Raw genomic sequence first — 25,902 nt, 5'->3', positions numbered from 1 at the left:
TGGCGTATCGGCTACTTCTCGGCGAAGGCCCAAGCGAAGGCGCTGCGCAACGTGGCGTGCTCGAATTCGAAGCCGTTGGCCACCAGCACGTTCGGACGCATCTTGTGCCCGTGCAACAGTTCCGCGCCCGCCTCGCCGCCGATCAGCTTCAGCACCGCCCCGGGCAGCACCAGTTTGGCGGGCCGGTGCAACGCGGCCGCGAAAGCTCGGGCGAATTCCGCGTTGGTGACCGCCTCCGGCGCCACCAGATTGACCGGCCCCGCAACCGTGCCGGTCAGTAGCGAGGCGACTGCCGCGGTCCAGTCACGCAGCGAGATCCAGGGCAGGTACTGCGTGCCGGAGCCGAAGCGGCCGCCCAGTCCGAGCTTGAAGATCGGCCGCAGCCGAGTGATCATCTCGGATTCCGCCGCAAGCACATTCGAGGTGCGCAGCAGCACCACGCGAGCACCCGCCGCGGCGGCGACCGCGGTGGCTGCCTCCCAGTCCCGGCACATCGTGCCCAGGAAGTCCGTTGCGGCAGGCCTGGACTCGTCCACGTCCTGATCACCGGTGTCACCGTAGAACCCGGCTGCCGACGCGTTCAGCAATACCGGCACACCGGCCTCGGCGACCGCCCGCGCGAGCACCTCGGTGGGTACGATGCGACTGTTGCGCAGCTCTGCTTTGTAGGCGGGGGTCCACCGCGCGCCCGCGACGGGGGCGCCGCAGAGGTTGAGCACCGCGTCGGCCTTGGCCACGATCTCCGCGCCGAAGGCCGGACCGTAAGGATCCCAGGTGATTTCGTTCACATCCGCGGCCGGGCGGCGCACCAGCCGGACCACCTCATGACCGCTACGGCTCAACTCGGCGACGATATCCCTGCCGAGGACTCCGGACGACCCGGCCACCACGATACGCATGGGCGTCATTCTGCCCCAAAGGAATCCGGTATGCGCGACCGGCGCACAGCACAGCGCCGCCGAAAACACGTGCACTGCTGGACACTTCGCATGAACCGAATGTTCACCTACCCGGCGGTAGCTCGAACACTTTGTCGCACAGCGGATTAACGGGCAACCCCCAGCGCTGTGACATCGATCACATCCGCCGGTAGTTCTGGTGTTATAGCCAAACGTACTCACACCCGGTCACGCGCAGAATGTTAGATTACCTCACTGGTAACAGACCAGTAACGGACCTTCGCCGGGTGATTGAGAGGTCGTGACATGACTTTGCAGGCCGGCATATCGATGATTGGCGTCTATCGGCCCGAAAGGATCGTGTCCAACGCCGAATTGGCACCCGGCCTGAACGTCGACAACGAGTGGATCATCCGCCGGACCGGAGTCGCCGAACGCCGCTTCGCCGGCGACCACGAGACGGTGACCTCCATGGCCGCCGCGGCGGCCGACGCGGCATTGCGCGCCGCCGAAATGCGGGCCGGTTCAGTCGATGTCGTGATGCTCGCCACCTCCACCGAACTCACCCAGACCCCGGCGGCCGCCCCGGCCGTCGCCGCGGAACTCGGCTGCGACCGCCCGGCCGCCTTCGATATCTCGGCAGGCTGTTCCGGATATTCCCACGGAATAGGCCAAGCCGCCGCACTCGTCAATTCCGGACAGGCCGACACGATATTGGTCATCGGCTCGGAAAAGCTCAGCAACAACATAGATCTGGCGCAGGCGTCCGTCGGGCCGATCTTCGGCGACGGCGCGGGCGCGGCCCTGGTGACCCGCGCGGAGACCGGCCATATCCGCCGTACGGTGTGGGGCAGTGCCGGCGCGTACGCCGGGTTGATCCGCCAAGAGCCGACCTGGGACGAGTTCCGCGCCGACCCCACGCTCGTTCGTCCGTCACTGCAGATGGACGGTACCTCCGTATTCCGCTGGGCCACCGCGACGGTTCCAGGATTGGTGCGTGAGATCGCCGAAGCGGGCGAGGTCGCGCTGAGCGAGGTGGAGGTGTTCATTCCACATCAAGCGAACCAGCGCATCATCGACAGCGTGGTCCGCGAACTCGGCTGGGAGAACCAGTCGGTCGCGATCGCCGACGACGTCCGTAGATCGGGTAACACCTCCGCCGCGGCCCTTCCCCTGGCCATCGACGACCTGGTGACCTCGGAGCGGGCAAAACCCGGACAGCTCGCGTTGCAGGTGTCGTTCGGGGCCGGATTGTCGTACGCGGGACAGGTATTCGGCCTTCCACCGGTCGCCTGATCCGCCCTGTGTCATCTGTTCGATCTGTGTTCGAAAGTGCGGTGCCAAAATATGAAACATTCATTCTCCAGTTATGACGAACCCCTTGGCCCGCACACCAGCCGATACTTCGGAGACGGCTACAAGAACGTCGGCCGGGAGTTCACCCGGCTCGCGCTCAGCAGATCGAATCAGTTGGGCGCCAAGCATTCCGGGCGGGCGCGTCTGACCTACCCGGCGGGTTGGTCCACCAAGCGCGAGGGCGAGCTCGTCCCGCACGTGAGCAGCGTCGACACCGTCATGCTCGCCGCGGCACTGTGCGACGCCGCGGTGGCCCGCTCCCGTGAACTCTCCGCGGCCGAGTCGGCGCGTTCCTGGGTGCGCCACGCCACCGTCCGCGCGGGCGCCTCGCCACACGAGGATCTCGCCGACGTGCCGGTGACCGCGGAGGTCGTCGGCGCCTCCGACACCACCGAATCCGAGATCGAAACCACCTTCAAGTTCCAGGTCGGCCCGCTGAACGGCACCCTGTCGATCGTGCACCCGCCCGGGTCCGGCGCGCAGTCCGAGCCTGGGTTGGACGAATTCGATGGCCTGGCCGATATTTTCGGTCCCGCACCGCACTACTACCTCAACGGCCTGGTCAATCACACGCTGACCGCGAGCGAACTCACGGTCGACGAGACCGGCACCAGGATCACCGGACAGCACCGGATCACCCCCGGCCAGGTCGGCGGGTTCGCCGGCGCCGAGTCCGCGTACTCGTACAGCTCCTCCCCCATCGATTCCGTGGTCGGCGCGGCCCAGTCGTCGCAAATCCTGCTCTATCACCTGGATTCGCTCACCCGGGCGAACAGCAACACCCTCTGGATGCGCAAACTCGAGTTCATCACGGCCGGTCCGCACCGCCCGATCGACGACTCCTTCGAGGGCATCCTGGAGATCCGGCGCGCATCGATCATCGATCGCGGCGGAAGTCGCTGGCGCAGTGCCGATATCCAGATCAAAGCGTTCAACGGCGTCACCGGCTCCTGCCTGCTCGCGCACCAGCTACCTGAATGACCGCCGACACCATGCTGCGGCCCGCACCCGCCCCGCCGCTGACCGAACTGCCCGCGGTGCGGCTGGCCGTCACGGGTGCGCCTGGCACCGGCAAGACCACGTTGACCACCGCGCTCTCCCTGGCGACCGGGTTACCGCACGCCGGATTGTCCTTGGAGACAACGGTGGTGACGGCCCGGCGGCGATTGGCCGAGACCGTCGAACTGCCGGTGCGCATGTTCGAACGCCGAGTGGACGCCGAAGCCAGGAGCGAATCCGGTTTCGTCTCCGACGGTTCCGTCCTGAACGAGTGGGCGCTGGCCGAAGCGGTCCGGCGCAGCCGCAGCCTGCTCAGTTTGCTGGCGCATCCGCGGGACTATCCGAATCGACTGTTCGAGAAGGGCTTTCTGGCCGCGCACGCCGGAATCGTCACCGGTCATGCGGTCAGGGCCTACGATGCGGTTGTTCATCTACGCATAGACCCGGCGACCCGGGACGGCGACGATGCCGACCGGCGCGCACTCATCGACCGCTTACTGCTGCAGACCCTGCACGCATCGTCGATCCCCTATTTCGTGTTCGGGGGACCGCTCGAGGATGTCGTCACCCACGTGACGCGGCTGTATCGCCTGCCCGAACTGGTACCGGCGGGTGCGGCGGTCGCCGCGGCGTCGAACGCCGCTTGAACAGAGGACAATTCGCTTATGGCCATCGGACCGACCGACACCTCGCACCAGCGCTCGGACGCCGCGATCTGGACCCTGGTCGGGGTGGCCGTCGCCACCTTCATGCTGATGCTCGATCTCACCGTCGTGAACGTGGCGCTGCCGGATATTCGTACGGCCTTCGATTCCTCGTTCTCGTCACTGCAGTGGATCCTCGACGCCTACGCGCTCGGTCTCGCAGCCATCCTGCTCGCGGCGGGCTCACTGGCCGACCGGATCGGGCGCCGCACGGTCTTCAACGCGGGCATGATCCTGTTCGCCGTCTCCTCGCTCGCGTGCGGCCTCGCGCCCAATGTCGCGGTGCTGGTGATCGCCCGGTTCGCACAGGGTCTGGGTGGCGCGATACTTTTCGCCGTCGGACCGGCCCTGCTCGGCCACGAATTCCGCGGCAAGGACCGTGGCATGGCGTTCGGCGTCTTCGGTGCGGTCACCGGTCTGGCCATCGCGTTCGGTCCGCTCATCGGCGGCGCCCTCACCGAGACCGCCGGCTGGCGCTGGATCTTTCTGATCAACGTGCCGCTCGCGATCGGCGCACTCGCCGCCGGCTATCTCAAGATGCGCGAATCCCGCAGCTACACCACACCACCGGTGGACTGGCCGGGCATGATCACCTTCTCCACCGGCCTGTTCTTCCTCGTGCTCGCGCTGCTGCGCGGTCAGCAGGACGGCTGGTTCAGCGTGCGCATCGTGGTGTGCTTCCTGCTCGCCGTCGCGCTGCTCGCGTGGTTCGCCCGGGTCCAGATCACCCGGCGCAGCCGCGCGATGTTCGATCTGAATCTGTTCCGCAACACCACCTTCGGTGGTCTGTCCGTGGTCACCGCGCTCTGCGCGTTCACGGTCATGCCCGCGCTGTTCCTGCTGATCTCGTTCGTGCAGAACCAGCTCGGCTACTCGGCGCTGGCCAGCGGAATCCGGTTCCTGCCTTTGACTTTGCTGCTCTTCGTCGCGGCGGCCGTCGCGGGCGGCCTGGTCACCCGGCTGGCGCCCGCGGTCCTGGTCGGCACCTCCCAGCTGCTCATCGCGGCGGGTCTGATCGCGTTCCTGTTCGTCGACGTGGATTCCGGCTGGACCGCGCTGATTCCGGCCATGGTCCTGATCGGCCTGGGCATGGGCATGTTCAACCCGCCGCGCGCGGCACTGTCCATCGCGGTCACCGTGCCGGACAAGGCGGGCATGGCGTCGGGGGTGAACGAGACCTTCCAGCAGGCGGGGCTGGCCATCGGCATCGCCGCGATCGGCGCGTTCTTCCAGAACCGGGTGGCCGACGCCTTCGCCGATTCCGAGGCCGCCGCGACGATGGCCGCCGACAAGGTGTCCGAGCTCGCCGACGTGATCGCGGCGGGCGGCAGCGCGCACGTGGCGACCACCGGGCCGGTCCGGACCGCCGCGGAGGCGGCGTTCCTCAGCGGGCTGCATCAGGCGATGCTGCTGGCCGGTGTACTGGCCGCGATCTCCGGCATCGTCGCCTTTCTCACCCTGCGCCGCGGCGACCTCAACGAGGCCGCGCTGGCGACCCCGGGTATCCCCGCCGAGGACGAGAACCTCACCCAGCCGCTGCGCCTGCCCGGCAAGGTGCCCGGCCGCAAGCAGATTCGCACGAAAAGCTAGGCGTATCCGTGTACCTGATCGGCGGGCAACGCCGCGCCCACATCAAGCTGGCGATCTCGGGCACCTACGGAGTCGGCAAGAGCACGACCACCGAGACTTTGTCGATCGCCACCGGCATCCCCCGCACGCACGCGCTGACCTCCCGCGAACTGCTCGTAGACCTGGCACCGGGCAAGACGGTGATGGAGTTGAACTCGATCGAACTGCTGCAGTTGGGGTTACGCCGGTTCGAGGAACGGGTGCACAACGAATCACGGGACGGCTCTTTCATTTCCGACGGTTCGGTGGTGCACGAGTGGGTGTACGGCACGGCCCGGATGGCGGTGGGCATCAACCCCGGCGCGTCGTGGCTGCTGCGCTCGGTGAAGTCGGTCGCGGGCATCGGACGCAAACAGCCGCTGCGCGAGTACACCGACATCATCGGCGATGTGGTCAAGGACCGGGCCCGCTACCTGTACGACGCCTTCGTGCATCTGCCGGTGGAGTTCCCGATGAAGCTCGACGGCCACCGCCCCGTCTCGGAGCCGTTCCGAAAGTTGTCCGACGACAGCCTGATCGGCGTGGTCGCCGAACTCGGCCTGCCCTACGAGATCGTCGGCGGTTCGGTGCACGAGCGGGTGTCCCGCATCATCGAGCTGTTCGATCTGGACACCATCATGCCGGTCGAGGAGGCGATCGCCCGCGCCCAGCAGCGGGTCGCGGGCGCGACCAAGGTGCTCGAGCAGGACGACAGATTCAAAGCGGCACAGCGCAAGAAGTCGCTGGCGCGCCGTATCTCGTACGCGATGCGGTACTGAACGCACCCGGGCAACGCCGTGGGGCCCGGCGCACATTCGCGCCGGGCCCCACGTTTTGCCTTGCCCCGCAGTGTTTTACGGGATGGTCAGCACCTGGCCGGGGTTGATCAGGTCCGGGTTGTCGATGCCGCTCGCGTTCGCGATCTCCTGGTAGCGGTTGCCGTCGCCGTAGAAGCGCTCGGCGATCGCCCACAGGGTGTCGCCCGGCTCGACGGTGTAGGTGCGCACCTCGGGGGCCGGCGGCGGGGGCGGCACCTCTTCGGCGGCGGGCGCGGCCTCGGCTGCGGGCTCCGGGGCGGGCAGCGGGTTGTCGGTCTTGGTGTCCGACGCCCACAGCGCGCTGCCGTCCTTGCCGTACAGCACGACGTTGCGGTCCGCCTGCACGACCAGGCGATCCGGGTCGCCCTTGCCGTTGGTCTCGGTGGACCAGGCCGCGCCCTCACCCTTGTACAGGACGAAGTTGCCGTCGGACTGCAGGGTCGCACGCTCGACACCCTGGTTGTGAGTCAGCGTGGACCACACAACATTTCCGTCCGGCTCGGTCAGCACGAGGTTGCCGTCGCTCTGCAGCGTGAGGCTGTACGCACCCCCTTGCAGAGACTGGCCCAGTCCGAGTTCTTCGCCAACGCGCAGCGTGTCGCCCACGGTTCTTCCTTTCGAAGGTTCTGAAGAGCATCCGACATCGACGCCCGCCGTCCACACCCAAGCGCGCATCTAGGCCGAAGATACTGCTCGAGTGGGAGTTACGGAGGGATTACGCGCATGGTTCGCCGAAAGTTCACTGTGGGGTGCGTCCTATTGCGGTCCCACGCCCGCTATGGGATGGGACCGGACGGCGGCCACACGCACCGGCGCATCCGCCACTAGGGTTGTCGCCATGACTCGGATGTCCGGCGGCCGTAGCGCCGCAACCCTGGCCGTCGTGCTCGGGTGTCTCGTTGCCGCAGGCTGCGGCAGTTCGGATGATGGTGCGGCACAACCGAAGACCAGCACGACGAGCAGCGCGGCGCCGAGCACCCCGACGGAGGACTCCGGCGCGAACCGGGGCCGCGAACTCAGCGCCGACCCGACCATCGTCGGCGCCCGCCCGACCCCGTTCACCTCGTGGACCCGCCTGGCCGACGATCGGATCGCGGTGAACTTCCAGACCGGCTCGCCGGAGTGCTACGGCGTGGACGCCACTGTGCGCGAGACCGATTCGACCGTCACCGTCGAGCTGCGCTCCGGCACCCGCGCCGACGCGGTCGGCCGGATGTGCACCATGATCGCCGTCTTCGCCTCGCTCGACGTGCAACTGAAGTCACCGCTGGGCAACCGTCAGGTACTCAGCGCGGTGTAGCGGCGTTCCGCGCTACGGTGCCGGTTCGCCGACCGCATCGCCCAGCGCGGCGAACTCGGGGTAGCTGCCTGCTTGCGGAGCACCCGCGCTGCGCTACTTCAGCTCCGGATGCGCGGCCAGAATGCCGTTCATGTGGCCAGGCAAGTCCACCTCGGGCACGATCTCGACCTGGTGCCGGGCCGCGTACACGATCAGGTCACGGATGTCCTGCTTCGAATAGTGCTGTGCGGCGGTGACTTCCGGATGACGCACGCTCTCGAGCCGGAACCCGGAGGTGTCCGAGAAGTGCAGGTGCAGCAGATTCAACTTCAGCTGACCCATGCGGCGGATCTGCGCACGCAACAGCTCCACCGGCATGAACTCGCGGCCGGCGTCCAGCATCAGGCTGCGCTCGCGGTAGCGTGGCCAATCCGTCACGGTGCCACCGGGTATCGCGGTCTGCCCGCGCAACATCTGCAGGGCCGACCTGGTGGCGTAGAACGCGCCCGCCGGGTCCGCGCCACGCAGCTCCAGCGTCTCGCCGACCGAGATGCGGTAGGCCTCGGGGGTTTCCGGGGCATCGGGTATCGGTCCGGTGGTCAGGACGATATCGCCCGCGCCGCCTGCCGTGCCGGATTGCGCGCGGACGTCGCGACCGGTGAAGACTCGTCCGCATCGCCATGTGGCCACTCTACGAACTCGCGCGCCCTTCGCTGCCCGCCTCCCGAAGCACAGGCGATTCGGGCGGCGAAGCGAAGGGCGCGCGGTGGTCTCGGCTAGTGGGCGAAGTGCCGCGAACCGGTCAGGTACAGCGTGACGCCCGCTTCCCGGGCCAGGTCGATGGTCTCCTGGTCGCGCACCGACCCGCCCGGCTGCACGATCGCCCGCACCCCGGCCTGGATGAGCTGCTGCGGGCCGTCCGGGAACGGGAAGAAAGCGTCCGAGGCCGCGACCGAGCCCTTGGCCCGATCACCCGCGCGCTGCACGGCCAACTGCACCGCGTCCACCCGGTTGACCTGCCCCATGCCGACGCCGACCGAGGCGCCGTCGTGGGCCAGCAGGATCGCATTGGATTTCACCGCCCGGCAGGCGCGCCAAGCGAATTCGAGGTCGGCCAGCGTCTCGGCGTCGGCCGCCGCGCCCGCCACCAGCGTCCAGTTGGCCGGGTCGTCGCCGGCGGCATCGAGGATGTCGCGCTGCTGCAGCAGCGCGCCGCCGCTGATCGGGCGCAGCTCGGCGCCTGCCCGGCGCGGCGGCTCGGCGACCAGGATGCGCACGTTCTTCTTGCGCTGCAACACTTCCACCGCGCCGTCGGCGTAGGCGGGAGCCACGATCACCTCGGTGAAGATCTCGGCGACCTGCTCGGCCAGCTCGACGGTGACCTCGCGGTTGGCCGCGATCACCCCGCCGAACGCGCTCACCGGATCACACGCGTGCGCCTTGCGATGCGCCTCGGCGATATCGGCGCCGACCGCGATGCCACACGGGTTGGCGTGCTTGATGATCGCGACGGTCGGGCCGGTGTGGTCGTAGGCGGCGCGCCACGCGGCGTCGGCATCGGTGTAGTTGTTGTACGACATCTCCTTGCCGTGCAACTGACGCGCCTGCGCGAGGCCGGCGCTGCCGCCGTTGTCGGTGTACAGCGCCGCCGCCTGATGTGGGTTCTCGCCGTAACGCAGCACGGCGGCGCGCTCCCAGGTGCCGCCGAGCCAGCCGGGGAACTGCTCGCCTGCCTCGGCGGGGGCCTGCGCGACACCGGGCACGAGCACCGAGGTCATCCAGCTCGCCACCGCGACGTCGTAGCTTGCCGTGTGCTGAAAAGCCTTGGCCGCCAGTGCCGTCCGCTCGGGCAAGGTGAACCCGCCGGACTGTGCCGCGGCGAGCACCTGGTCGTAGTCGCCGCTGTCCACGACGACCGCGACGGACGGATGGTTCTTCGCGGCCGCCCGCACCATCGACGGCCCGCCGATGTCGATCTGCTCGACGCACTCGTCGGAAGTCGCGCCGCTGGCGACGGTCGCTGTGAACGGGTAGAGGTTCACCACCACCAGTTCGAACGCCGCCACGCCCAGTTCGGCGAGCTGATCGGCGTGCTCCTGCTTGCGCAGGTCGGCGAGGATGCCCGCGTGCACCCGCGGATGCAGCGTCTTCACCCGCCCGTCGAGGGTCTCCGGGAAACCGGTGAGCTCCTCGACCTTGGTCACCGGGATACCGGCGTCGGCGATCTTGCTCGCGGTGGAGCCGGTCGAGACCAGCTCGATGCCCGCGGCGTGCAGACCGGTCGCGAGTTCGACGAGGCCGGTCTTGTCGTAGACACTCACCAGGGCCCGGCGCAACGGCTTGCGCTCATACTCGCTCATCAGGGATTACTGCCTTTCGTCCGTCGGAAACAATGCCCCGCGTCGCGGCGGCGGCGACCACCTGCGCCAGCAACCGCCGTTCGACAACCTTGATGCGCTCGTGCAGGCTCGCCTCGTCGTCGTCGGGCAGCACCGGCACCGCCTCCTGCGCGAGGATCGGGCCGGTGTCGACGCCCGCGTCGACCAGGTGCACGGTCGAGCCGGTGACCCGCACGCCGTAGGCGAGCGCGTCACGCACCCCGTGCGCGCCGGCGAACGCGGGCAGCAGCGCGGGATGGGTGTTGATGATCCGGCCGCCGAAGCGGCCGAGGAAGCGTGCGCCGAGGATCTTCATGAACCCGGCGGAGACCACGAGATCGGGCGAGTACTCCGCGACCGCGTCGGTGAGCGCGGCGTCCCAGGCGGCGCGATCGGGAAACTCGTTCAGCGCCACCCGGAAATGCGGCACACCCGCCGCTTCGGCATGCGCCGTCGCCGGACAGGGACGGTCGACCCCGACGGCGACGATCCGCGCCGGGAAGTCGGCGGCGGTGGCCGCGTCGAGCAGCGCGCGCAGCAGCGATCCGGTGCCCGAGGCGAGCACGACTACGGTCGCCGGAGTCGCGGTGGGGGTCCACCGGGCAGTGGGCGACGCGACGGGGTCGGCGGCCGGCGAAGGCGGCGGGGTGGGTGAGCTCAGGGCTCTACTCCTGCGGTCGATCGGACGGCGGTCGGAACGGCTCCGCCGGGTAGAGCCTAACGACCGTCTACCCGGTGACTTTCCGGCAGGTCCGCCTCGACCACCTCGGCATCGACGATGTCCGGTGTGGTATTCGCGCCGGGGGCGCGCACCGTCTCGATGGACGTCTGTTCCTCGACGAGTTCGCCGTCCAAAGCCTCGTCCGGGTCCTGGTACCGGTAGTCGTCGTACTCGTCGTCGAGGTATTCGCGGTCGTCGTCCGCGTAGTGATCGTCGGCGTAGTAATCGTCTTCGTAGTCGTCGGCGTAGTAGTCGTGCTCGTCGTACGGATCGGTGTAGTCCGCGGGCGCGGCGCCGACCGGGACGAGGAACCAGCGCGCGAACGCCAGGCCGGCATACCCGGGGATCGCCAGCCAGGCGAAGGTGACCGCGGCGAAGATCGGCAGGTCCAGTCCGACCCGGCCGAAGGTGCCGAGTTCGCCGCCTGCCACCGCCGCGAGCAACACCAGGACCAGGGTCGCCAGCGCGGCCGAACTCAGCGTGGCCCACGGCGCGCCGATCCGGTCGGTCGAGCGTCGCGCGAGATCGAGCCCGCCGAGCGCCCCGATCCCCGCCGGGATCAGCAGCAGCACCGGCCACCAGGCGGGCGCGGGTCCGGTCGGCACCGCCACCAGCAGCGGCAGCGCCGGAATCGGCCCGCCCACCACGGCGAACAGGCCGAACGAGGCGGCACCGATCTGCGCGGTCGACCCGACGAGCACACCGACCGCCTGCACCACCAGATTCGGCAGATAAGCCAGCGAGAGCAGGGTCAGCCCGAGCACGCCCGCGGCGTTGCCCGCCCCGGCGTAGGTGTCGCCGACCCGCGAGACGTGCAGCAGAAACGACACGAGCGTGAGCACCACCGCGGAGCCGAGCAGGCGCAGCACCGCACGGCCCGCGCCATACATTCCGGATATCGCCCAATCCGGTAGGCGCAGCAGCGCGAAGACCCCTCGCCGGTTGGCGGTCGCGATCCCGCCAAGGGCCGCAACCAGATACAGCCCGGCGACCCACGCGAAGGCGGCGAGCGTGTTCGGCGGTTGCAACGCGACGACGCCGGAGGCGTCCTCGGCGACCGCGAGACAGATGGCCGTGATCAACAGGGGCCCGGCCAGCGCGGCGCCGACGATCCAGCCGAGATCGGCTCGGGTACTGCCGGGTTCGACCGCTCGCGCGCATTCGCGGCCGGCCAGCCAGACCACGAGCGCCGTCGGCAGCAACGGCAGCAGGCCGAGCGAGGTCTTGCCGATCACCAGCGGAACCTGATGCACGCCAAGCCATCCCGCGGCGATAGCACCCGAGGTGCCGGACAGATTGCTGCCCGAGGAGAACAGGGCGGCGAGCATGAGGACGATGATCGCGGTGAGCGCGTAGGTGGCCGGTCGTCCGGCGACCAGCACGAGGACCCGGGCGCGCTCCGGGGTCAGCGACAGAAACCCGGCCCCTTCGGCATCGGCGTGCGCTTGCGGCACACCGCGGGACTCGGCGGTCCGGCGCGCGAGGGAGTTCCTGGGGGCGTTCATGACAATTCAGCGTGGCAGCTTCCCCGGCGCGAGCGGGTCAGGCGCGCCGCGAACTCGCGCCGGGAAGGACTGCTACTTGTTGTCTTCGGACGGCCGGAACGCCTGGGTGGCGTCGGAGGCCGGATCGCCGCTCTGCTCCCCGCCGAACGGCTGCGCAGACTGCTGCGCGCCCGGCTGACTCGGCTGCCCGTAGTTCGACGCACCGTACGGCGACTGCTGGGCGGGCTGCTGGGACGAGCCGAAATGCTGCGTGGCGCCCTCGTCCGGGCGGGCCTGCGGCACGCTCGGCTGACTCGGCTGGCTCTGGCCGTACGGCGAACCCTGCTGCGCCGCACCGAAAGCCGTGGTCGGCTGGCCGTAGGACGGCTGCTGACCGTAGGCCTGGCCCGGCTGCTGACCGTACGCGGGCTGGCCCGGCTGGCTCTGGCCGTACGGCGAAGCCTGCTGTGCCGCACCGTAACCGGCCTGCTGGCCGTAAGGAGACTGCTGGCCGTACGACTGGGCGGGCTGCTGCTGACCGTAACCCTGCTGCTGACCGTAGCCGGGCTGGCTCTGGCCGAACGACGCGCCGGGCTGCTGCTGGCCGTAACCGCCCTGGGCGTAACCCTGCGTCGCCGGGGCGGCTGGACGCGGCGCGGGAGCCTTGACGATGCCCGATTCGAACAGCACCGCACCGATCGCCAGCGCGGCCTGCGCGAAGGCGAGCACGAGCAGGATGTAGGCGCCCCACTTCAGCTCGATGCCGTCACTGAGCGTGAACGAGTGCAGCAGCAGCGCGAGGAAACCCGCGGTGGACCCGGCCGCGGAGGCCCCGGTCCAGCTCTGCTTCGGCAGCAGCGAGAGCGCGGCGAGCAGACCACCGAGCAGCAGGATGCCGAGCAGCGCGGCACCGGACGCCTCGAACAGGCTGGCCGTCTCGCTACCGGAAACCCGGGTGCCGCCGAAGTCGACCGGCTTGGTGCCGATGTAGGGCACGAAACCGAGCAGGAAGTTGATCACACCGAGCGCGGCGACACCGACCACCAGGAAGAACGGCAGACCCTTGGACTCAGCACCGGACGCGCTCGAGCCGGAGCTGGCACCACCTGCCGTCGAACCGAAGCTTGCGGATGTGGATGGCGCGGGTGTGTTGTACCCGGAGCCCCCGGACGGGTATGACATGTCGTCGTCTCCTAGGTCGAGTCATACGTGGTCTGTGCTGGCTGGATCTTCTCCTGACGCTACTGCACTCGCCCGCCCAGGTCACCCTCAACGGACCGGCCGGACGGCACGATCGTCCGTTTCCGAGCAGGTCGCAGGCCGTTTGCCGACGGCAAGCACTACCTCGTGGAAGCAGTTCCCGCGACCTTGTCCGGCCAGGGACGCGCGACGGCCCGGGGCCGTGTCATCGAACGGACACGACGCCGGGCCATAGGCACCCATCAGTACTGCGGCTTGATGTACCACGCCCCGGGGGTGCCCTCGCAGGTGTAGTCGGCCCATTCGCCGTTCTCCATGCCGAGATTGCCCTGGCGTTCGCAGGTCGCCAATTGCTCGTACGGGCCGAGACCGGTCTGCTCCGGTGCCGCCGCGGCGATGCCGTCGGTCAGTCCGGCGCCGAACAGTCCGGCGAAGGTGATCGCGGCGACGGCCGCGAAACGTGCGATGGTCATATCGAATTCCTTCGTGGTCGGTCGGATAGCGCTGAAGTGCGGTCGTCAGCGGGGGACGAGTCGCCAGGCGCCGTAGCTGCCGACGCAGTCGAAGTCCTGCCACTCGCCGGCCTCGACACCCTGGTTGCCGCGGCCGAGGCACTGGTGCTCGTATTCGAACGGGCCGAGGTTGCCAGGGGCCGCGGGGGCGGCCGAGCCGCTGTCGAACGGACCCGCGTGCGCGGGGGCGAGGGTGCCGAGCAAGCCGGCGACGGTCAGTGCGGCGGTCGCGGCGACGCGTGCGGCCGCAATGCGGGGAGTGGTCATGATCGTTGCTTCCTCTACGGGTGTATGGCGTTGTGCGAACCAGACTCCCGGCCGGCCGTCTCAGCGCGCTTTCACCTACATTTCACGAGGTAGGAAGCATTTTCACGACTGCGGCTCGGGGCCGGACAGCCGGTCGGCATAGCGACGCCAGCCGAAACCGGCGGCAGCGAACTCGGTGCGGAGTTCGGCCCGCAGCGCGCGGGCGCCCGCGTGATCGCCTTCCGCCTGCCGCGCTGTCACGGTGACCGCGCGGGCGGCGAACAACGGCACCCCGGTCGGCGCGGCGGCCATGAACTCGTCGAGCAGCGCCCGGGCCGCAGCCGGTTCGCCCTTGGCGAGGAGCACATCGGCCAGGTCGACCCTGGCGAAACCGGTCGCCTCCTCCTCGTGGGCGAGTGCGGCACGGCAATAGGATTCCGCCGCGTCGAGCTGACCGGTGGCGAGCGCGGCGCCGGCGCGGGTGAGATCGTTCAGCGGCAGGATCTGCCGATCGTCCAGGCGGCGCGCGTAGCGATCGGATTCCGCCACAGCCGCGAGTGCCTCGTCCAGCCGGCCGAGCTCGAGCAGGGCTTTGGCCTGGTTGCTCAGCCCACGTGAAAGGCCGTGCTCGTCCTCGTGCACCGCGTCCACCTTGGTGGAGCGGGTGTACGCGGCCAGTGCCTCGGCCGGATCGCCCGCGTACAGCAACGCCGTGCCGAGCGCGTCGGCGAACGACGCGCCCTGGGTGTCGCGCACGGCCAGATGTTCGCCCTGCTGCAAACGCTCGATCGCCTCGGGCAACCTGCCGCGTTCGATGTCGACGATGCCCTGGTAGTACCGCACCGTCTGGGCGAGCTCCGCGTCGTCCAGCGGCTCGGCCACCGCGCCGGCGCGGGCCAGCTGCGCGGCGGCGGTATCGAGGTCGCCGGTCATCAAAGTGTGGAAACCGTAGTGACTCAACGCCTCTGCCAACTCGTGCGGCGTAAGGGCGACGGCTTCGGTGCGGGCCGCGTTTTCGGTCGGCACCGCATTCTCCGTCAGCACCGCGTAGTGGCGTTGCGCCTCCCGGAACCAGGCCCGGGCCAGCCAGGGCACATGCATGTCGACCGCGAGCCGCAGAGCGTCGGCGGCGCGTGCGGTGCCCGGCGACTGTTCCAGCGCGGCAAGGATGTTCGGCCACTCCGCGAAGACGGCCGCCACCGATTCGGCGGCGGCGAAATCGTCGGACGCGCCGATCGAGCGCACCAGGTCGCGGCACCAGCGCAGGTGCCTGGCGCGCAGATCCTCGGTCTCCGCGGCGGCGGCGAGCCGGGACAGGGCGTAGTCGCGCACCGTCTCCAGCAGCACGAATCTTCTTGTCGCCCCCACGTTCTGCACGGTGACCAGGCTCCGGTTCACCAGATCGGCGAGTGCGGGGGCGATATCGCCGGACTCGATGTCCGCATCCGGTAGCACCGCCTCGGCCGCCTCCAGCGTGCAGCCGCCCGCGAACACCCCGAGCCTGCGCAATACCGTCTGTTCCCGTTCGGCCAGTAGTTCGTGGCTCCAATCCAGGGCAACGCGCAGGCTGGTGTGCCGCCCGCCCGCGGCGTCGCGCGCGCCGCCGACCAACAGCCGAACCCGATCGTCGATCCGTTGTGCCAGTTGGGAAATCGTCAGCGTTCTGGTGAGGCCGGCGGCCAGCTCGATGCCCAGCGGCAGCCAGTCGACCGCGGCGCAGATCGCCACCAGCTCGTCCCGCTCGGCCGCGGTCACCAGGCCGTGCAGGCCGGCGCGCTCGATGAACAGCGCCACGCCGACGCTGCGGTCCAGCGCCCCCAGCGGATACACCGACTCCCCCGGTACCCCGAGTGGCCGTTGCGAAGTGATCAGCACACTGAATCCCGCTGCGGCCGTGACGAGTTCGGCCACCGAATCGAGGACGTGCTCCGCGTTGTCGAGCACCAGGAGCGCGCCGGGGGCCGCGCCGAGCGCCGCGACGATTCCGGGCAACGGCCCGTTCGCATCGATCGCACCCTCCGTGGCCAACCCAGCCGCGGCCAAAGCCGCTGCCACAGCGGGCAATACGTCCTCGGCACGACCGAGCGGCGCCAGTTCGACCAGCACCACCGGCCGACCGGACGCGCTGATCGACCGCGCGAGTTCGGCGGCCAATCGTGACTTGCCACTGCCCGCGACCCCGACCAGCGTCGTGCGGGCCGGTTCGGCGAGCCGGGCGGTGAGCGTGGCGAATTCGCGACCACGACCGACAAAGCTGGTCAACGGCGCGGCCAGTACCACGCCCGGCCGCGGTTCGGCCACCGCCGAGTCGCCTGTCCGCGCGGCGCTCACCTCGGCACGCCCCATGTCGATCGGCTCGACTCCCCGGCCCGCAGCGGCCCGCAGCGCCGGATCATGGTCCAGGATGCGCAGTTCCAGTTGCGCGGTGTCGGGTGCGGGGTCCACGCCCAGTTCCTCCGACAGCGCGCGCCGCAACCGTGCCAGCCGTTCCAGCGCGTCGGCCTGCCGTCCGGTGCGATACAACGCCAAGGCCAGCAGACAGGACAGCGGCTCGTGCAGCGGGTGCCGCGCCACCAGCCCGGTCAGCTCCGTGACCACCTCACCGGCCGCGCCGAGTTCGAGATTGGCCTCCAGGCCCGCCACGGTCAGCGATAATCGCCAATCGTCGAGTCGTTCGCCCTCGGCCGCCGCGAACGGAATGGTCCGCAGATCGGCGAGCGCGGGTCCACGCCACAGCGCGAGCGCCTCCCGCGCCGCGCTTGCCACGGTGCGGTAATCACCCGCCCGGCGCGCGGTATGCAACCGTTGCGCGGCCGCCTCCGCGTCGAGCAGATCCGTCGCGCTCACCCGCGCCTGATATCCCGCGGAGGTCCGTCCGATCACGTCCGCCAACGGTCCGAGCGCAGCGCGCAGCCGCGACACCACGACCCGCAGCCGCTGCACCGGCCGCTCGACCTCGGCCCCCCACAAATCCTCGGCCAGCCGCCCGTCCGGCACCGGAACGCGATTCGCCAACGCCAATCGCACCAACACTGCCCGTTCCAGCGGCCGATCGACGGTCACCGCTACACCGTCAGCCCACGCCTGCACTGGACCCAACACCAGCACATCCACGCTGACAAGCATGCCCTGTCCGCTATGCCGCCGTCTGCTCGCGGCCGGTGAAAACTTCGTACTGAACCGAACACGCGCCGGTCTCGTATCCCCTACGCGGGCGAGTAACGTCCCGCGACCCGGAAATCTGCAGATGGTCGGTCAGGCCGCTCGGCTCCTGCCCAGGTCGAGCCCACCGCCATACATGACGAAGGCCGCCCCCGGAATCGGGAGGCGGCCTTCGTTCGGTGCTGCGCCGGCTGTCAGACCTCGACGCTGGCCTTCTCCAGGATCTCGCGCGCCAGCGCGGCGGTCTCGGACGGCGTCTTGCCGACCTTCACGCCCGCGGCCTCCAGCGCGTCCTTCTTGGCCTGGGCGGTGCCGGCCGAGCCGGAGACGATGGCGCCCGCGTGGCCCATGGTCTTGCCCTCGGGGGCGGTGAAGCCCGCGACGTAGCCGACGACCGGCTTGGTGACGTTGGCCTTGATGTAGGCCGCGGCCCGCTCCTCGGCGTCGCCGCCGATCTCGCCGATCATCACGATCAGCTTGGTCTCCGGGTCCTTCTCGAACGCCTCGATGGCGTCGATGTGGGTGGTGCCGATGACCGGGTCGCCGCCGATGCCGATGGCGGTGGAGAATCCGAAATCACGCAGCTCGTACATCATCTGGTAGGTCAGGGTGCCCGACTTGGACACCAGGCCGACCGGGCCCTTGCCGGTGATGTTGGCCGGGGTGATGCCGACCAGCGCCTCGCCGGGGGTGATGATGCCGGGGCAGTTCGGGCCGATGATCCGGGTCTTGTTGCCCTTCTCCACGTTGTAGGCCCACGCGAACGCGGTGTCCTGCACCGGGATGCCCTCGGTGATGACCACCAGCAGCGGGATCTCCGCGTCGATGGCCTCGATGATGGCGTCCTTGGCGAACTTCGGCGGCACGAACGCGATGGAGACGTCGGCGCCGGTCTCCTTGATGGCCTCGGCGACGGTGCCGTACACCGGCAGCTCGACCGCGTTGCCGTCCTTGTCGGTGTGCGCGACGGTGGTGCCCGCCTTGCGCGCGTTGACGCCACCGACGACCTGGGTGCCGGCCTTGAGCATCAGCGCGGTGTGCTTGGTGCCCTCGCCACCGGTGATGCCCTGGACGATGACCTTCGAATCCTTGTTGAGGAAGATAGACATATCCGGGTTCCTTACTTGGCCGCTGCCAGTTCGGCGGCCTTGTCGGCGCCTTCGTCCATTGTCTGCGCGAGCGTGATCAGCGGGTGCGCGGCATCGACGAGAATCTGCCTGCCCTCGTCCACCTTGTTGCCGTCGAGCCGGACGACCAGCGGCTTGTTCGCCTCGGCGCCCAGGATCTCCAGCGCCTTGACGATGCCGTTGGCGACCGCGTCACAGGCGGTGATGCCACCGAAGACGTTCACGAACACGCTCTTGACCTGTGCGTCACCGAGGATGACGTCCAGGCCCGCGGCCATCACCTCGGCCGAGGCGCCGCCACCGATGTCGAGGAAGTTGGCGGGCTTGACGCCGCCGTGGTTCTCGCCCGCGTACGCGACCACGTCGAGGGTCGACATGACCAGACCGGCACCGTTGCCGATGATGCCGACCTCACCGTCGAGCTTGACGTAGTTGAGGTCGTTCTCCTTGGCCTTGAGCTCCAAGGGATCGGTCGCGTCCTTGTCCGCGAAGGCCTCGTGGTCCGCGTGCCGGAACTCGGCGTTCTCGTCCAGGGTGACCTTGCCGTCCAGGGCGAGGATCTCGTCCTGGGGGGTGCGCACCAGCGGGTTGACCTCCACCAGGGTGGCGTCCTCCTTGACGAACACCTCCCACAGCTTCTGGATGGTCACGGCCGCGGCGTCGAGCACGTCGGCGGGCAGGTGGCCCTGCTCGGCGATCGAGCGGGCGAACGCGAGATCGACGCCCTTGACGGCGTCGACGGGAACCTTGGCGAGGCGCTCGGGCTTGGTCGCGGCGACCTCTTCGATCTCCATGCCGCCTTCCACCGAGCACATGGCCAGGTAGGTGCGGTTGGACCGGTCGAGCAGGAAGGAGATGTAGTACTCCTCCGCGATGTCCTTGGCTTCGGCGACAAGGATCTTCTTGGTGATGTGGCCCTTGATATCCAGGCCGAGGATGTTCTGCGCGTGCGTGAACGCGTCGTCCGCGGTCGCGGCGTACTTGACGCCGCCCGCCTTGCCACGGCCACCGGCCTTGACCTGAGCCTTGATCATCACCGGCTTGCCGATTTCCTCCGCGATGGCGCGGGCGTCCTCGGCCGTGTCCGTGACGCGGCCCTCGGACGAAGGCACTCCGTGCTTAACGAAGAGCTCCTTCGCCTGATATTCGAAGAGATCCATGTACTCACCGTCTCGTCTGCGTTGTGATGACAACGTCTTTGTTGGCGGCCCGACGTCGGAAGCGGGTCGGGTCGGACTCTAATCAGTCACATGGACGGCCAATCGGCCACGTTCATCCTAAGTGGCGCAGGTCACGGGCCGATACGCGCGGCGGAAAAACCGCTGGCCAACGCTACTCGCGAGTAGGTTGCTGGCACCGCGCCAGGTAGACCCGCCGAACCCGCGCACACAGCCGGATCTACTACACGTCGTCGTCGAAAAGTCGCGCCCGCATGCCCAATGCACAGATAGATATTCCGTGCTGTTAGCGTGATCAATCTCACATGTTCGGACAGATGGGCCGCAGCGCTTGCGGACCCTGCAATCGTTTCGTTACCGTCATTGCGGTCGATGTCACAGCACGGTCACGACTAGGAGGACGGCAAGCTTGACGCAGCACAGCACTCCGCAGATGGAGAGCCGTTCCGCAGTTGACCCGTCGAAGCCGCTGATCAGCAGGCACCTCGGCCCCGCGAACATCTCCCGCTTCACGATGTGGCACAGCCGATGAACCATCGCTCCGCCCTTATTCCTGAACATCGCGCCCGGACCGGTCATCGTTATCGCGACGACGAATCCTTCGGCGCGCAGGCCGCACAAGGCACGTCCCGTGGTCCGTCGGTTGACCGGCAACGGAACTCGCTCTACGCCGCGCCTGCCGCGGCGGCGCCGGTGGACTACAGCTCCCGCGACAACGCCTGGTCCACGAACGACTCGTGGTCCCAGCAGGATTCGTGGGCGCCGCAAGACACCTGGTCGCAGCAGGAGTCCTGGTCCGACGGCGGCGCCTGGAACTCGGGCGACGCCTGGGCCGAAGAAGAGACCTGGGCACCCGAAGACGGCACCTGGGCGCCGGAAGAATCCTGGGCGCCCGAAGCCGAGACCGAAACCCCGGACACTCCGGCTACACCGACCGTGATTCCCGGCCGCCGCCCCGCCAAACGTGGTGGCGCGCATCGGCTGCCCGCCCCGCCCGCCGCCCTAAAGGGTCGCGCCGCGGTGGCCGCCGTCGCCGCTGGTGCCGTGGTCGCCGCCGGACAAGCCGCCCTCGCCTCGCCGGAACAGCCGAGTCAGGCCGTCGACTACGAGGCCGCCGGGCAGATCCACGAGATCGCCGCCCAATCGGTCAGCCTCGCCGACCCCGCCGTCTCGGCGGAGTCGCCGCAGATCCTCAACGCCTCCGGGCCCACCCACCTCGGCGACTTCAACGACATCCTGCAAAAGGGTCAGAAGTACGCGCAGGACATGGCCGCCGCGGAAGCCGCGAAACTGCGCCCCCTGTTCACCAAGTTCGCCGCCGGTAACTTCACCTCCGGCTTCGGCGCCCGCTGGGGCGTACAGCATCTCGGCATCGATATCGCCGGCCCGATCGGCACCCCGATCGTCGCCGTCGCCGACGGCACCGTCATCGAAGCGGGCCCCGCCGCCGGCTTCGGCATGTGGGTTCGCCTGCTGCACGACGACGGCACCGTCACCATCTACGGCCACATCGACACCGCCACGGTCTCCCAGGGCCAGCGCGTCATGGCCGGCGACCAGATCGCCACCATCGGCAACCGCGGCTTCTCCACCGGCCCGCACTGCCACTTCGAAGTGTGGTTGAACGGTTCCGACAAGATCGACCCGGTGCCCTGGTTGGCCACCCGCGGAATCAGCTTGGGCCCGCAGCGGGACTAGGTTCGGGGTTTCCGTACGGCAGGTGTCGGAGCAGAGCTGACGGCGTGAGTTCTGCGCTGCTGCACCCGGTTCGGTGCTTACGCACCCGTTCTGAGTTGACGCACCGGTTCTGGGTTTACGTGGCCGCGGCGCACCATGCCCGTTGGGTTCGCTGCACCCGCTTGACGTTGACGCACCGGTTCTGATTTGCCGCACTCGTTCTGGATTGCCGCACTCGTTCTGGGTTGCCGCACTCGTTCTGGGTTGCCGCACTCGCTTTGGCACGCCGCAGCGAGTCTCAACTGACAGCACATCCCTGACACTTCGGTGACAGGACATCCCGGACACTGATCGGTCGATCGATGAGTGTTCATTGATGGGCCAGAAGGTAGTCACGATGGAGCAGAGGCTTGCTGCTGTGTTCGCCGAGGTTGCTGCTGGGCGGGCCACGGTCGTTGGAGTGTGTGCCGAGCTGGGGATCAGCCGGGACAGGTTTTATGTGTATCGGCGCCGCTTCGCCGAGGAGCAAGAACGGGTGCGGGAAGCGGCGTGTTCAGATGGTCGGTTGATGGCGGCGGGGGTTTCTCAGCCGATGCGGACGCATTCGCAGTGGGATGCCGCCGCGAGGGCAGGGTGAGAACGGCTGCCGCACGGTCGGCGGGTTGGCGGGGCAGCCGCTGCGGGCGTGTCGCGCGGCGTTTCCTTTGGTCGATTGATCAGGAGGAAATGGTGGCGGCATCGGCCGAGAGGGCCCCGCCACCAGTTCCTCCTGATCAACCGACCAGCTGTGTCGACTCGACGAAGTCGGTGGCGAAAGGTCGGCGCCGGCGTCGGGACGGTGGGCGCCTGCGTCAGGGGGTGCGCCGGGTTCCTTCTTCGCCTGGTTCGGGTAGGACTTCGCCGCCTTCCATGATCCAGCTGGCGGCGAATTCGATGAGGGTGATCTCAACGGCGGAGGGTGCCATCCCTGCGGCTGTGGCGATGGCGGTTTGCATGGCGTGTTCCAGGCGGGCGAACAGGTCGGGGGTGCGGTTTCCGCCACCGCGGACGCCCGCGATGACGGACAGTTCGATGCCGCGGCGGAGCGCGTGGCCGTGGAGCAGGACCACGCTGACGAATGCCGATGGCGCGCCGGTGATCTCACAGTGAGTGGCGGTGACAGCAGCCGCGACGGCTGCGTGCGTGGCGGCATCCGGGCGGACACGGCAAGCAATGTTGTAGAGCGGCATGTCAACTCCGATCACGATTCGCAGGACTCACGAGTCGACTCCGCGCAAGGCGACAGACGGCATGCTGGACGAGGGGGTCTAGGCAGGTACGACGAGCGACGTGGTAGAGCGGCATGTCAGCTCCGACGGCGAATCACAGGACCTGCGAGTCGACTCCGCGCAAGGCGACAGACGGCACGCTGGACGAGGGTGTCTAGGCAGGTACGACGAGCGACGTGGTAGAGCGGCATGTCAGCTCCGACCGCGAATCACAGGACCTGCGAGTCGACTCCGCACGAGACGACAGACAGCCTGCTGCGTGCCGATGTCTAGGCAGCACGACCGGCGACGTTGCATAGCAGCGCGTCAACTCCGATCACGATTCGCGGAGATCGCCGGCCCCTGGGTGAGGTGGAGGCAGCGAACGGAGGGGCGGTGCCTGGGTGGGTGCGGCGGTGGACGTTGTCGACGGCATATCAGCTCCGGGGATGGTTCGCGGGGATTGCGAAGCGGCCCTGGGTGGTACGGGAGACGGCGAGGTGGGTGAGGGTGCGGAGGAGGAAGACGGGGCGGGCGGTGGGGCGGATGCGGTCGCGGTTGAGGTGCAGATAGCGGGCGATCAGCGAGGTGTCGACCAGAGCGAGCATGAGGTCGTTGGGCCCGGCCCCCGTGACGGTGTTCCAGGCCTCGCTCATCGCGCGCATTGCAGGTTCGCGGCGAGCGGCAGGCAGGCCGTCCTCGGTTTCGACGAGCACCCACGACATGGTCGAGGGATGGTTGTCGGTGAAGGACTGGCCCCGCGGGATCTCGCACCACACCACGATCACCCGCTCGCCGCCGTCCAGCGCCTGCCGGTAGGCCTCGGCCAAGACACGCTCGGCAGCCCGGCATCTAGACCGGTTCAGGCTCCCCTGCTGGATCGTGCACAGTATCCGACGCACCGCTCCTCCTCACGACCCACGCCGTAGTCACCCCGGACGGTAGTGCACCGATCGTTCTACTTCAAGAGCGCACCGCTCCCACCAGCACAGACCTCCCGCCACACAGGCGAACGAAGCGCACACCACCCAGGCAGAGCGACAGCACAGATGCCCGTGCACATGTACGAACACCTCGGCCCGTATCCGAACAGTCCGCACCTGCGCAGACCTCGGTACACGCGAATTGCCTGGCGCGCACGCGAACGGGCTCGGCCCGAATCTGCCATCGGTTTGGGAACAAGGTCCCGCGCATCAGAGCACGTTCCCTCGGCCTTCGGACTGCTCCGCTGAATTGTTCGAGTTTCAACCCGGGCTCCGGCGGTCGCTCGCGTCCGCCACACCCGAAGCCGACCGATGCAGCGCCTGAATCATGCCCTCGAGCGGGATTCAGCGCTCAGCTCCGAGCCTTTCGACGGCCTCGATGCGCAAGCCGACCGCCGGGGTCAGGCGCAAGCGCGGGCAAAGCGTCGACGCAACGCGGTCGCAGGTCCAGACGCGGACGTGGCCGCGAGCAGCGTAACCGCAAGCGCGGGCACAAGGCGGACGCGGGCGCGAGCAGTACCAAGCGCGAGCAGAGGCGGGCGCGACCAAGCGCAGGCGCAAGCGGCGGGCAGGGACCGACGCAAGCGCGGGCAAAGCGACGCGGGCCAAACGTCGACGCAGCACGGCCGCAACGCGGGCGCCGACGCAGGTGCAAGCGCAGCGCAGGCACGGACGAGGGCCGGGGTTCAACGCGGCCCAAGCGCAGGCGCAGGCTCGGCCGCAAGCGCAGGTTCGGCGCGGCCAAGCGTGGCGCGGCGGGGTGCGGGCGCAGGCACGGGGGCTGGGACGGAGGTGTCGAAAGTTGGGGTTTTCGGAGGCAGGGTTGAGGCAGACGAATTGCCGGAGCGGGTGGGTGATGATGCGCACGTACTGTTCGGCGGGGGGCGGGGCTAGCGTCGGGGGTATGGCTAGTACAACGGTGTACACCCAGTTTGTTGCGGCGCCAACGGATGTCGTTTGGGGGGTGGTGGGGGATCCGCGGCGGTGGTCGGAGTGGAATCCCGCGGTGACCTCGGCGCGGCTGCATGGGGCGGTCGCGGTGGGGACGACGGGGGACTATCTGCCGAGGGGGCGGATTTTCGAGGCGTTGCACGGGCGGACGGCACCGCCGTTCGTGATCAGCACGCTGGTGCCGGGGCGGGCGCTGGCGATCGAGCAGCCGGAACCGGCGGGCCGGATGCGGCTGGCTTGGACGTTGACGCCGCGTGACGGCGGGACGGAGATCAGGCAGGAACTCACGTTCACCGGGCCTTCGGCGGGGATCGCGCGGGCGGTGGTCGGCTCGCTGCTGGAGACCGATGCCCGCGTCTGCTTCGCGCGACTGGCCCGCTTGGCCGGTCTGGAACCTGCGGCGAAGGCTCTGTCGGTCGTAATCGCCGGGGGCACCGGCGCATTGGGCAAGCACATTGCCGCCGATCTGGCCTGCCGTGGCCATCGGGTGACGATTCTCACTCGGCGGCGTGATCCCGGGTTACCCTTCACGCAGGTGGAATGGGACGGCAGGACAGTCGGCGATTGGGTTGCTGCCCTGCGCAATCCAGGCCAGACCGCGATCATCAATCTGGCAGGCAAGCTGGTCGATTGCCGGCCGACGCAGCGCAATGTAGACGAATTGCGGCGCAGCCGGGTGGATTCCACCCGCGCCCTGGTCGAGGCCGCCGCCACGCTGGAACAGCCGATCGACTATTGGGTGCAGGCCAGTACCACCGCCATCTGGTCGGATGCGGGCGAAACCCGTTGTACGGAAACAACTCCGCTGCCGGTCGGGTTGCCGCAGATGACCGGGGTGGCGCAGCCGTGGGAGCAGGCGTTCGAGGGGGCCAACGCCGCGCACTCGACGGTGCTGCGTACCTCGATCGTGCTCGACCCGCAGGCGCCCGCGCTGAAACGACTGAGCCAGTTGACGAAAGCCGGGCTCGGCGGCCGGGTGGGGCCGGGCGACCAGTGGTTCAGCTGGATCCACGTGGAGGACTGGCTCGCCATCGTTCGCGCCGCCCTGGGCTTGGCTCCAGCGGTGCCGTTGCCAGGTGGAATCCTGGTGGCCGCCACCGACTTTCCGGTACGCAACCGCGACCTGATGGCGGCACTGCGCAGACATCTGCGCCGTCCGCCCGCACCGCCCACCCCGACCGCGATCCTGAGGATCGGCGCGGTCTTCCTTCGCACCGACCCGGCACTCGGACTCACCGGCCGCCACGCCACCTCAGAAGTGCTCCGCAACAACGGATTCGTCTTCCGCTACCCCACCCTCGACGAAGCACTGACAGACCTCCTCCCCCGCTGAGGAAACCCCCGGCCCCTCCGCCGCTGCAATCGTCTCCTAC

Annotated in this window: 22 protein-coding genes; 8 read left to right on the top strand and 14 right to left on the bottom strand. The window is 68.8% G+C overall.

From position 1 onward, the window contains the following. Positions 1 to 11: 11 nt before the first annotated feature. Positions 12 to 899 (bottom strand): TIGR01777 family oxidoreductase, encoded by an 888-nt coding sequence (locus TY25_RS17780; protein WP_042257673.1) that lies wholly within the window; start codon positions 897 to 899, stop codon positions 12 to 14. A 306-nt stretch (positions 900 to 1,205) separates the two neighbouring features. On the opposite strand from TY25_RS17780, the gene TY25_RS17775 reads away from it, so the two are divergent. Genes TY25_RS17775 through TY25_RS17755 form a run of 5 tightly spaced genes read left to right on the top strand, consistent with a single transcriptional unit; the run spans position 1,206 to position 6,345 of the window. Further along, on the top strand, positions 1,206 to 2,195 hold the full coding sequence (locus TY25_RS17775) for a beta-ketoacyl-ACP synthase 3 (protein ID WP_042257671.1): 990 nt from the start codon (positions 1,206 to 1,208) through the stop codon (positions 2,193 to 2,195). A 51-nt stretch (positions 2,196 to 2,246) separates the two neighbouring features. Further along, on the top strand, positions 2,247 to 3,236 hold the full coding sequence (locus tag TY25_RS17770) for an AvrD family protein (protein WP_042257669.1): 990 nt from the start codon (positions 2,247 to 2,249) through the stop codon (positions 3,234 to 3,236). Continuing rightward, a complete protein-coding gene (locus TY25_RS17765) occupies positions 3,233 to 3,901 on the top strand; it encodes an AAA family ATPase (RefSeq protein WP_042257667.1) in 669 nt (222 codons plus the stop codon). Before TY25_RS17770 ends, TY25_RS17765 begins: the two co-directional genes overlap by 4 nt. 18 nt (positions 3,902 to 3,919) lie before the next feature. Continuing rightward, entirely contained in the window at positions 3,920 to 5,548 is a 1,629-nt protein-coding gene (locus tag TY25_RS17760; protein WP_042257665.1) for an MFS transporter, read from the top strand. Positions 5,549 to 5,556: 8 nt separating this feature from the next. Continuing rightward, positions 5,557 to 6,345: an AAA family ATPase gene (locus TY25_RS17755; protein WP_029900019.1), complete on the top strand. Its 789-nt coding sequence runs from the start codon at positions 5,557 to 5,559 to the stop codon at positions 6,343 to 6,345. A 75-nt stretch (positions 6,346 to 6,420) separates the two neighbouring features. Here TY25_RS17755 and TY25_RS17750 read toward each other — a convergent pair whose 3' ends face one another. Beyond that, positions 6,421 to 6,990, bottom strand: a complete 570-nt coding sequence (locus TY25_RS17750; RefSeq protein WP_029900020.1) for a LysM peptidoglycan-binding domain-containing protein — start codon at positions 6,988 to 6,990, stop codon at positions 6,421 to 6,423. Between the two features lie 232 nt (positions 6,991 to 7,222). On the opposite strand from TY25_RS17750, the gene TY25_RS17745 reads away from it, so the two are divergent. After that, positions 7,223 to 7,684 carry a hypothetical protein gene (locus tag TY25_RS17745; protein ID WP_226887160.1) on the top strand — a complete coding sequence of 154 codons (462 nt, stop codon included), beginning with the start codon at positions 7,223 to 7,225 and terminating at the stop codon, positions 7,682 to 7,684. Positions 7,685 to 7,777: 93 nt separating this feature from the next. Here TY25_RS17745 and TY25_RS17740 read toward each other — a convergent pair whose 3' ends face one another. From TY25_RS17740 to sucC, 10 genes are all read right to left on the bottom strand, one after another. Beyond that, the gene (locus TY25_RS17740; protein ID WP_052383034.1) at positions 7,778 to 8,353 is read right to left on the bottom strand and encodes a family 20 glycosylhydrolase; all 576 of its coding nucleotides are present in this window, start codon (positions 8,351 to 8,353) and stop codon (positions 7,778 to 7,780) included. An 86-nt stretch (positions 8,354 to 8,439) separates the two neighbouring features. Beyond that, the gene (gene purH, locus TY25_RS17735) at positions 8,440 to 10,023 is read right to left on the bottom strand and encodes a bifunctional phosphoribosylaminoimidazolecarboxamide formyltransferase/IMP cyclohydrolase (protein WP_042257661.1); all 1,584 of its coding nucleotides are present in this window, start codon (positions 10,021 to 10,023) and stop codon (positions 8,440 to 8,442) included. After that, a complete protein-coding gene (purN, locus tag TY25_RS17730) occupies positions 10,010 to 10,702 on the bottom strand; it encodes a phosphoribosylglycinamide formyltransferase (protein WP_370466209.1) in 693 nt (230 codons plus the stop codon). The genes purH and purN overlap by 14 nt, the downstream gene beginning before the upstream one ends. Positions 10,703 to 10,758: 56 nt before the next feature. Beyond that, positions 10,759 to 12,267, bottom strand: coding sequence for a cell division protein PerM (locus TY25_RS17725; protein ID WP_052383032.1), 1,509 nt, complete (start codon positions 12,265 to 12,267; stop codon positions 10,759 to 10,761). 72 nt (positions 12,268 to 12,339) lie between these two features. Further along, complete coding sequence (locus TY25_RS17720) at positions 12,340 to 13,428, bottom strand: DUF5336 domain-containing protein (RefSeq protein WP_042257659.1); 1,089 nt, start codon at positions 13,426 to 13,428, stop codon at positions 12,340 to 12,342. A gap of 260 nt (positions 13,429 to 13,688) precedes the next feature. Next, the gene (locus TY25_RS17715; RefSeq protein ID WP_042257658.1) at positions 13,689 to 13,919 is read right to left on the bottom strand and encodes a hypothetical protein; all 231 of its coding nucleotides are present in this window, start codon (positions 13,917 to 13,919) and stop codon (positions 13,689 to 13,691) included. Positions 13,920 to 13,964: 45 nt separating this feature from the next. Beyond that, positions 13,965 to 14,225: a hypothetical protein gene (locus TY25_RS17710; RefSeq protein ID WP_042257656.1), complete on the bottom strand. Its 261-nt coding sequence runs from the start codon at positions 14,223 to 14,225 to the stop codon at positions 13,965 to 13,967. Positions 14,226 to 14,327: 102 nt separating this feature from the next. Beyond that, on the bottom strand, positions 14,328 to 17,267 hold the full coding sequence (locus TY25_RS17705) for an AfsR/SARP family transcriptional regulator (protein WP_146154128.1): 2,940 nt from the start codon (positions 17,265 to 17,267) through the stop codon (positions 14,328 to 14,330). A 293-nt stretch (positions 17,268 to 17,560) separates the two neighbouring features. Next, positions 17,561 to 18,475 (bottom strand): succinate--CoA ligase subunit alpha, encoded by a 915-nt coding sequence (gene sucD, locus TY25_RS17700; protein WP_042257652.1) that lies wholly within the window; start codon positions 18,473 to 18,475, stop codon positions 17,561 to 17,563. 11 nt (positions 18,476 to 18,486) lie between these two features. Then, a complete protein-coding gene (gene sucC / locus TY25_RS17695; RefSeq protein ID WP_014988331.1) occupies positions 18,487 to 19,653 on the bottom strand; it encodes an ADP-forming succinate--CoA ligase subunit beta in 1,167 nt (388 codons plus the stop codon). A gap of 546 nt (positions 19,654 to 20,199) precedes the next feature. Here sucC and TY25_RS17690 point away from each other — a divergent pair. Beyond that, on the top strand, positions 20,200 to 21,369 hold the full coding sequence (locus tag TY25_RS17690) for a M23 family metallopeptidase (protein ID WP_042257650.1): 1,170 nt from the start codon (positions 20,200 to 20,202) through the stop codon (positions 21,367 to 21,369). 830 nt (positions 21,370 to 22,199) lie between these two features. On the opposite strand, the gene TY25_RS17680 is transcribed toward TY25_RS17690, so the two are convergent. Next, positions 22,200 to 22,577, bottom strand: a complete 378-nt coding sequence (locus TY25_RS17680) for a hypothetical protein (RefSeq protein WP_042257647.1) — start codon at positions 22,575 to 22,577, stop codon at positions 22,200 to 22,202. A 455-nt stretch (positions 22,578 to 23,032) separates the two neighbouring features. Then, positions 23,033 to 23,425, bottom strand: coding sequence for a hypothetical protein (locus TY25_RS17675; RefSeq protein WP_042257645.1), 393 nt, complete (start codon positions 23,423 to 23,425; stop codon positions 23,033 to 23,035). A gap of 1,057 nt (positions 23,426 to 24,482) precedes the next feature. Here TY25_RS17675 and TY25_RS17670 point away from each other — a divergent pair. Beyond that, the gene (locus tag TY25_RS17670; protein WP_081868937.1) at positions 24,483 to 25,862 is read left to right on the top strand and encodes a DUF1731 domain-containing protein; all 1,380 of its coding nucleotides are present in this window, start codon (positions 24,483 to 24,485) and stop codon (positions 25,860 to 25,862) included. Positions 25,863 to 25,902: the final 40 nt, after the last annotated feature.

Origin of the sequence: Nocardia brasiliensis NBRC 14402 (assembly GCF_000308475.2) — a bacterium.
Taxonomy (GTDB): Bacteria; Actinomycetota; Actinomycetes; order Mycobacteriales; family Mycobacteriaceae; genus Nocardia; species Nocardia brasiliensis.
Note: the sequence above shows the minus strand (reverse complement) of the source record. Positions and strands in the feature narration are given on the sequence as shown.

Coding starts and splice junctions, on each gene's coding strand:
- sucC (WP_014988331.1), bottom strand. CDS start 19,653: ATGGATCTCTTCGAATATCAGGCGAAGGAGCTCTTCGTTAAGCACGGA.
- TY25_RS17680 (WP_042257647.1), bottom strand. CDS start 22,577: ATGCCGCTCTACAACATTGCTTGCCGTGTCCGCCCGGATGCCGCCACG.
- TY25_RS17760 (WP_042257665.1), top strand. CDS start 3,920: ATGGCCATCGGACCGACCGACACCTCGCACCAGCGCTCGGACGCCGCG.
- TY25_RS17720 (WP_042257659.1), bottom strand. CDS start 13,428: ATGTCATACCCGTCCGGGGGCTCCGGGTACAACACACCCGCGCCATCC.
- TY25_RS17690 (WP_042257650.1), top strand. CDS start 20,200: ATGAACCATCGCTCCGCCCTTATTCCTGAACATCGCGCCCGGACCGGT.
- TY25_RS17780 (WP_042257673.1), bottom strand. CDS start 899: ATGCGTATCGTGGTGGCCGGGTCGTCCGGAGTCCTCGGCAGGGATATC.
- TY25_RS17745 (WP_226887160.1), top strand. CDS start 7,223: ATGACTCGGATGTCCGGCGGCCGTAGCGCCGCAACCCTGGCCGTCGTG.
- sucD (WP_042257652.1), bottom strand. CDS start 18,475: ATGTCTATCTTCCTCAACAAGGATTCGAAGGTCATCGTCCAGGGCATC.
- TY25_RS17670 (WP_081868937.1), top strand. CDS start 24,483: ATGGCTAGTACAACGGTGTACACCCAGTTTGTTGCGGCGCCAACGGAT.
- TY25_RS17765 (WP_042257667.1), top strand. CDS start 3,233: ATGACCGCCGACACCATGCTGCGGCCCGCACCCGCCCCGCCGCTGACC.
- purH (WP_042257661.1), bottom strand. CDS start 10,023: ATGAGCGAGTATGAGCGCAAGCCGTTGCGCCGGGCCCTGGTGAGTGTC.
- TY25_RS17725 (WP_052383032.1), bottom strand. CDS start 12,267: ATGAACGCCCCCAGGAACTCCCTCGCGCGCCGGACCGCCGAGTCCCGC.
- TY25_RS17710 (WP_042257656.1), bottom strand. CDS start 14,225: ATGACCACTCCCCGCATTGCGGCCGCACGCGTCGCCGCGACCGCCGCA.
- TY25_RS17770 (WP_042257669.1), top strand. CDS start 2,247: ATGAAACATTCATTCTCCAGTTATGACGAACCCCTTGGCCCGCACACC.
- TY25_RS17775 (WP_042257671.1), top strand. CDS start 1,206: ATGACTTTGCAGGCCGGCATATCGATGATTGGCGTCTATCGGCCCGAA.
- TY25_RS17715 (WP_042257658.1), bottom strand. CDS start 13,919: ATGACCATCGCACGTTTCGCGGCCGTCGCCGCGATCACCTTCGCCGGA.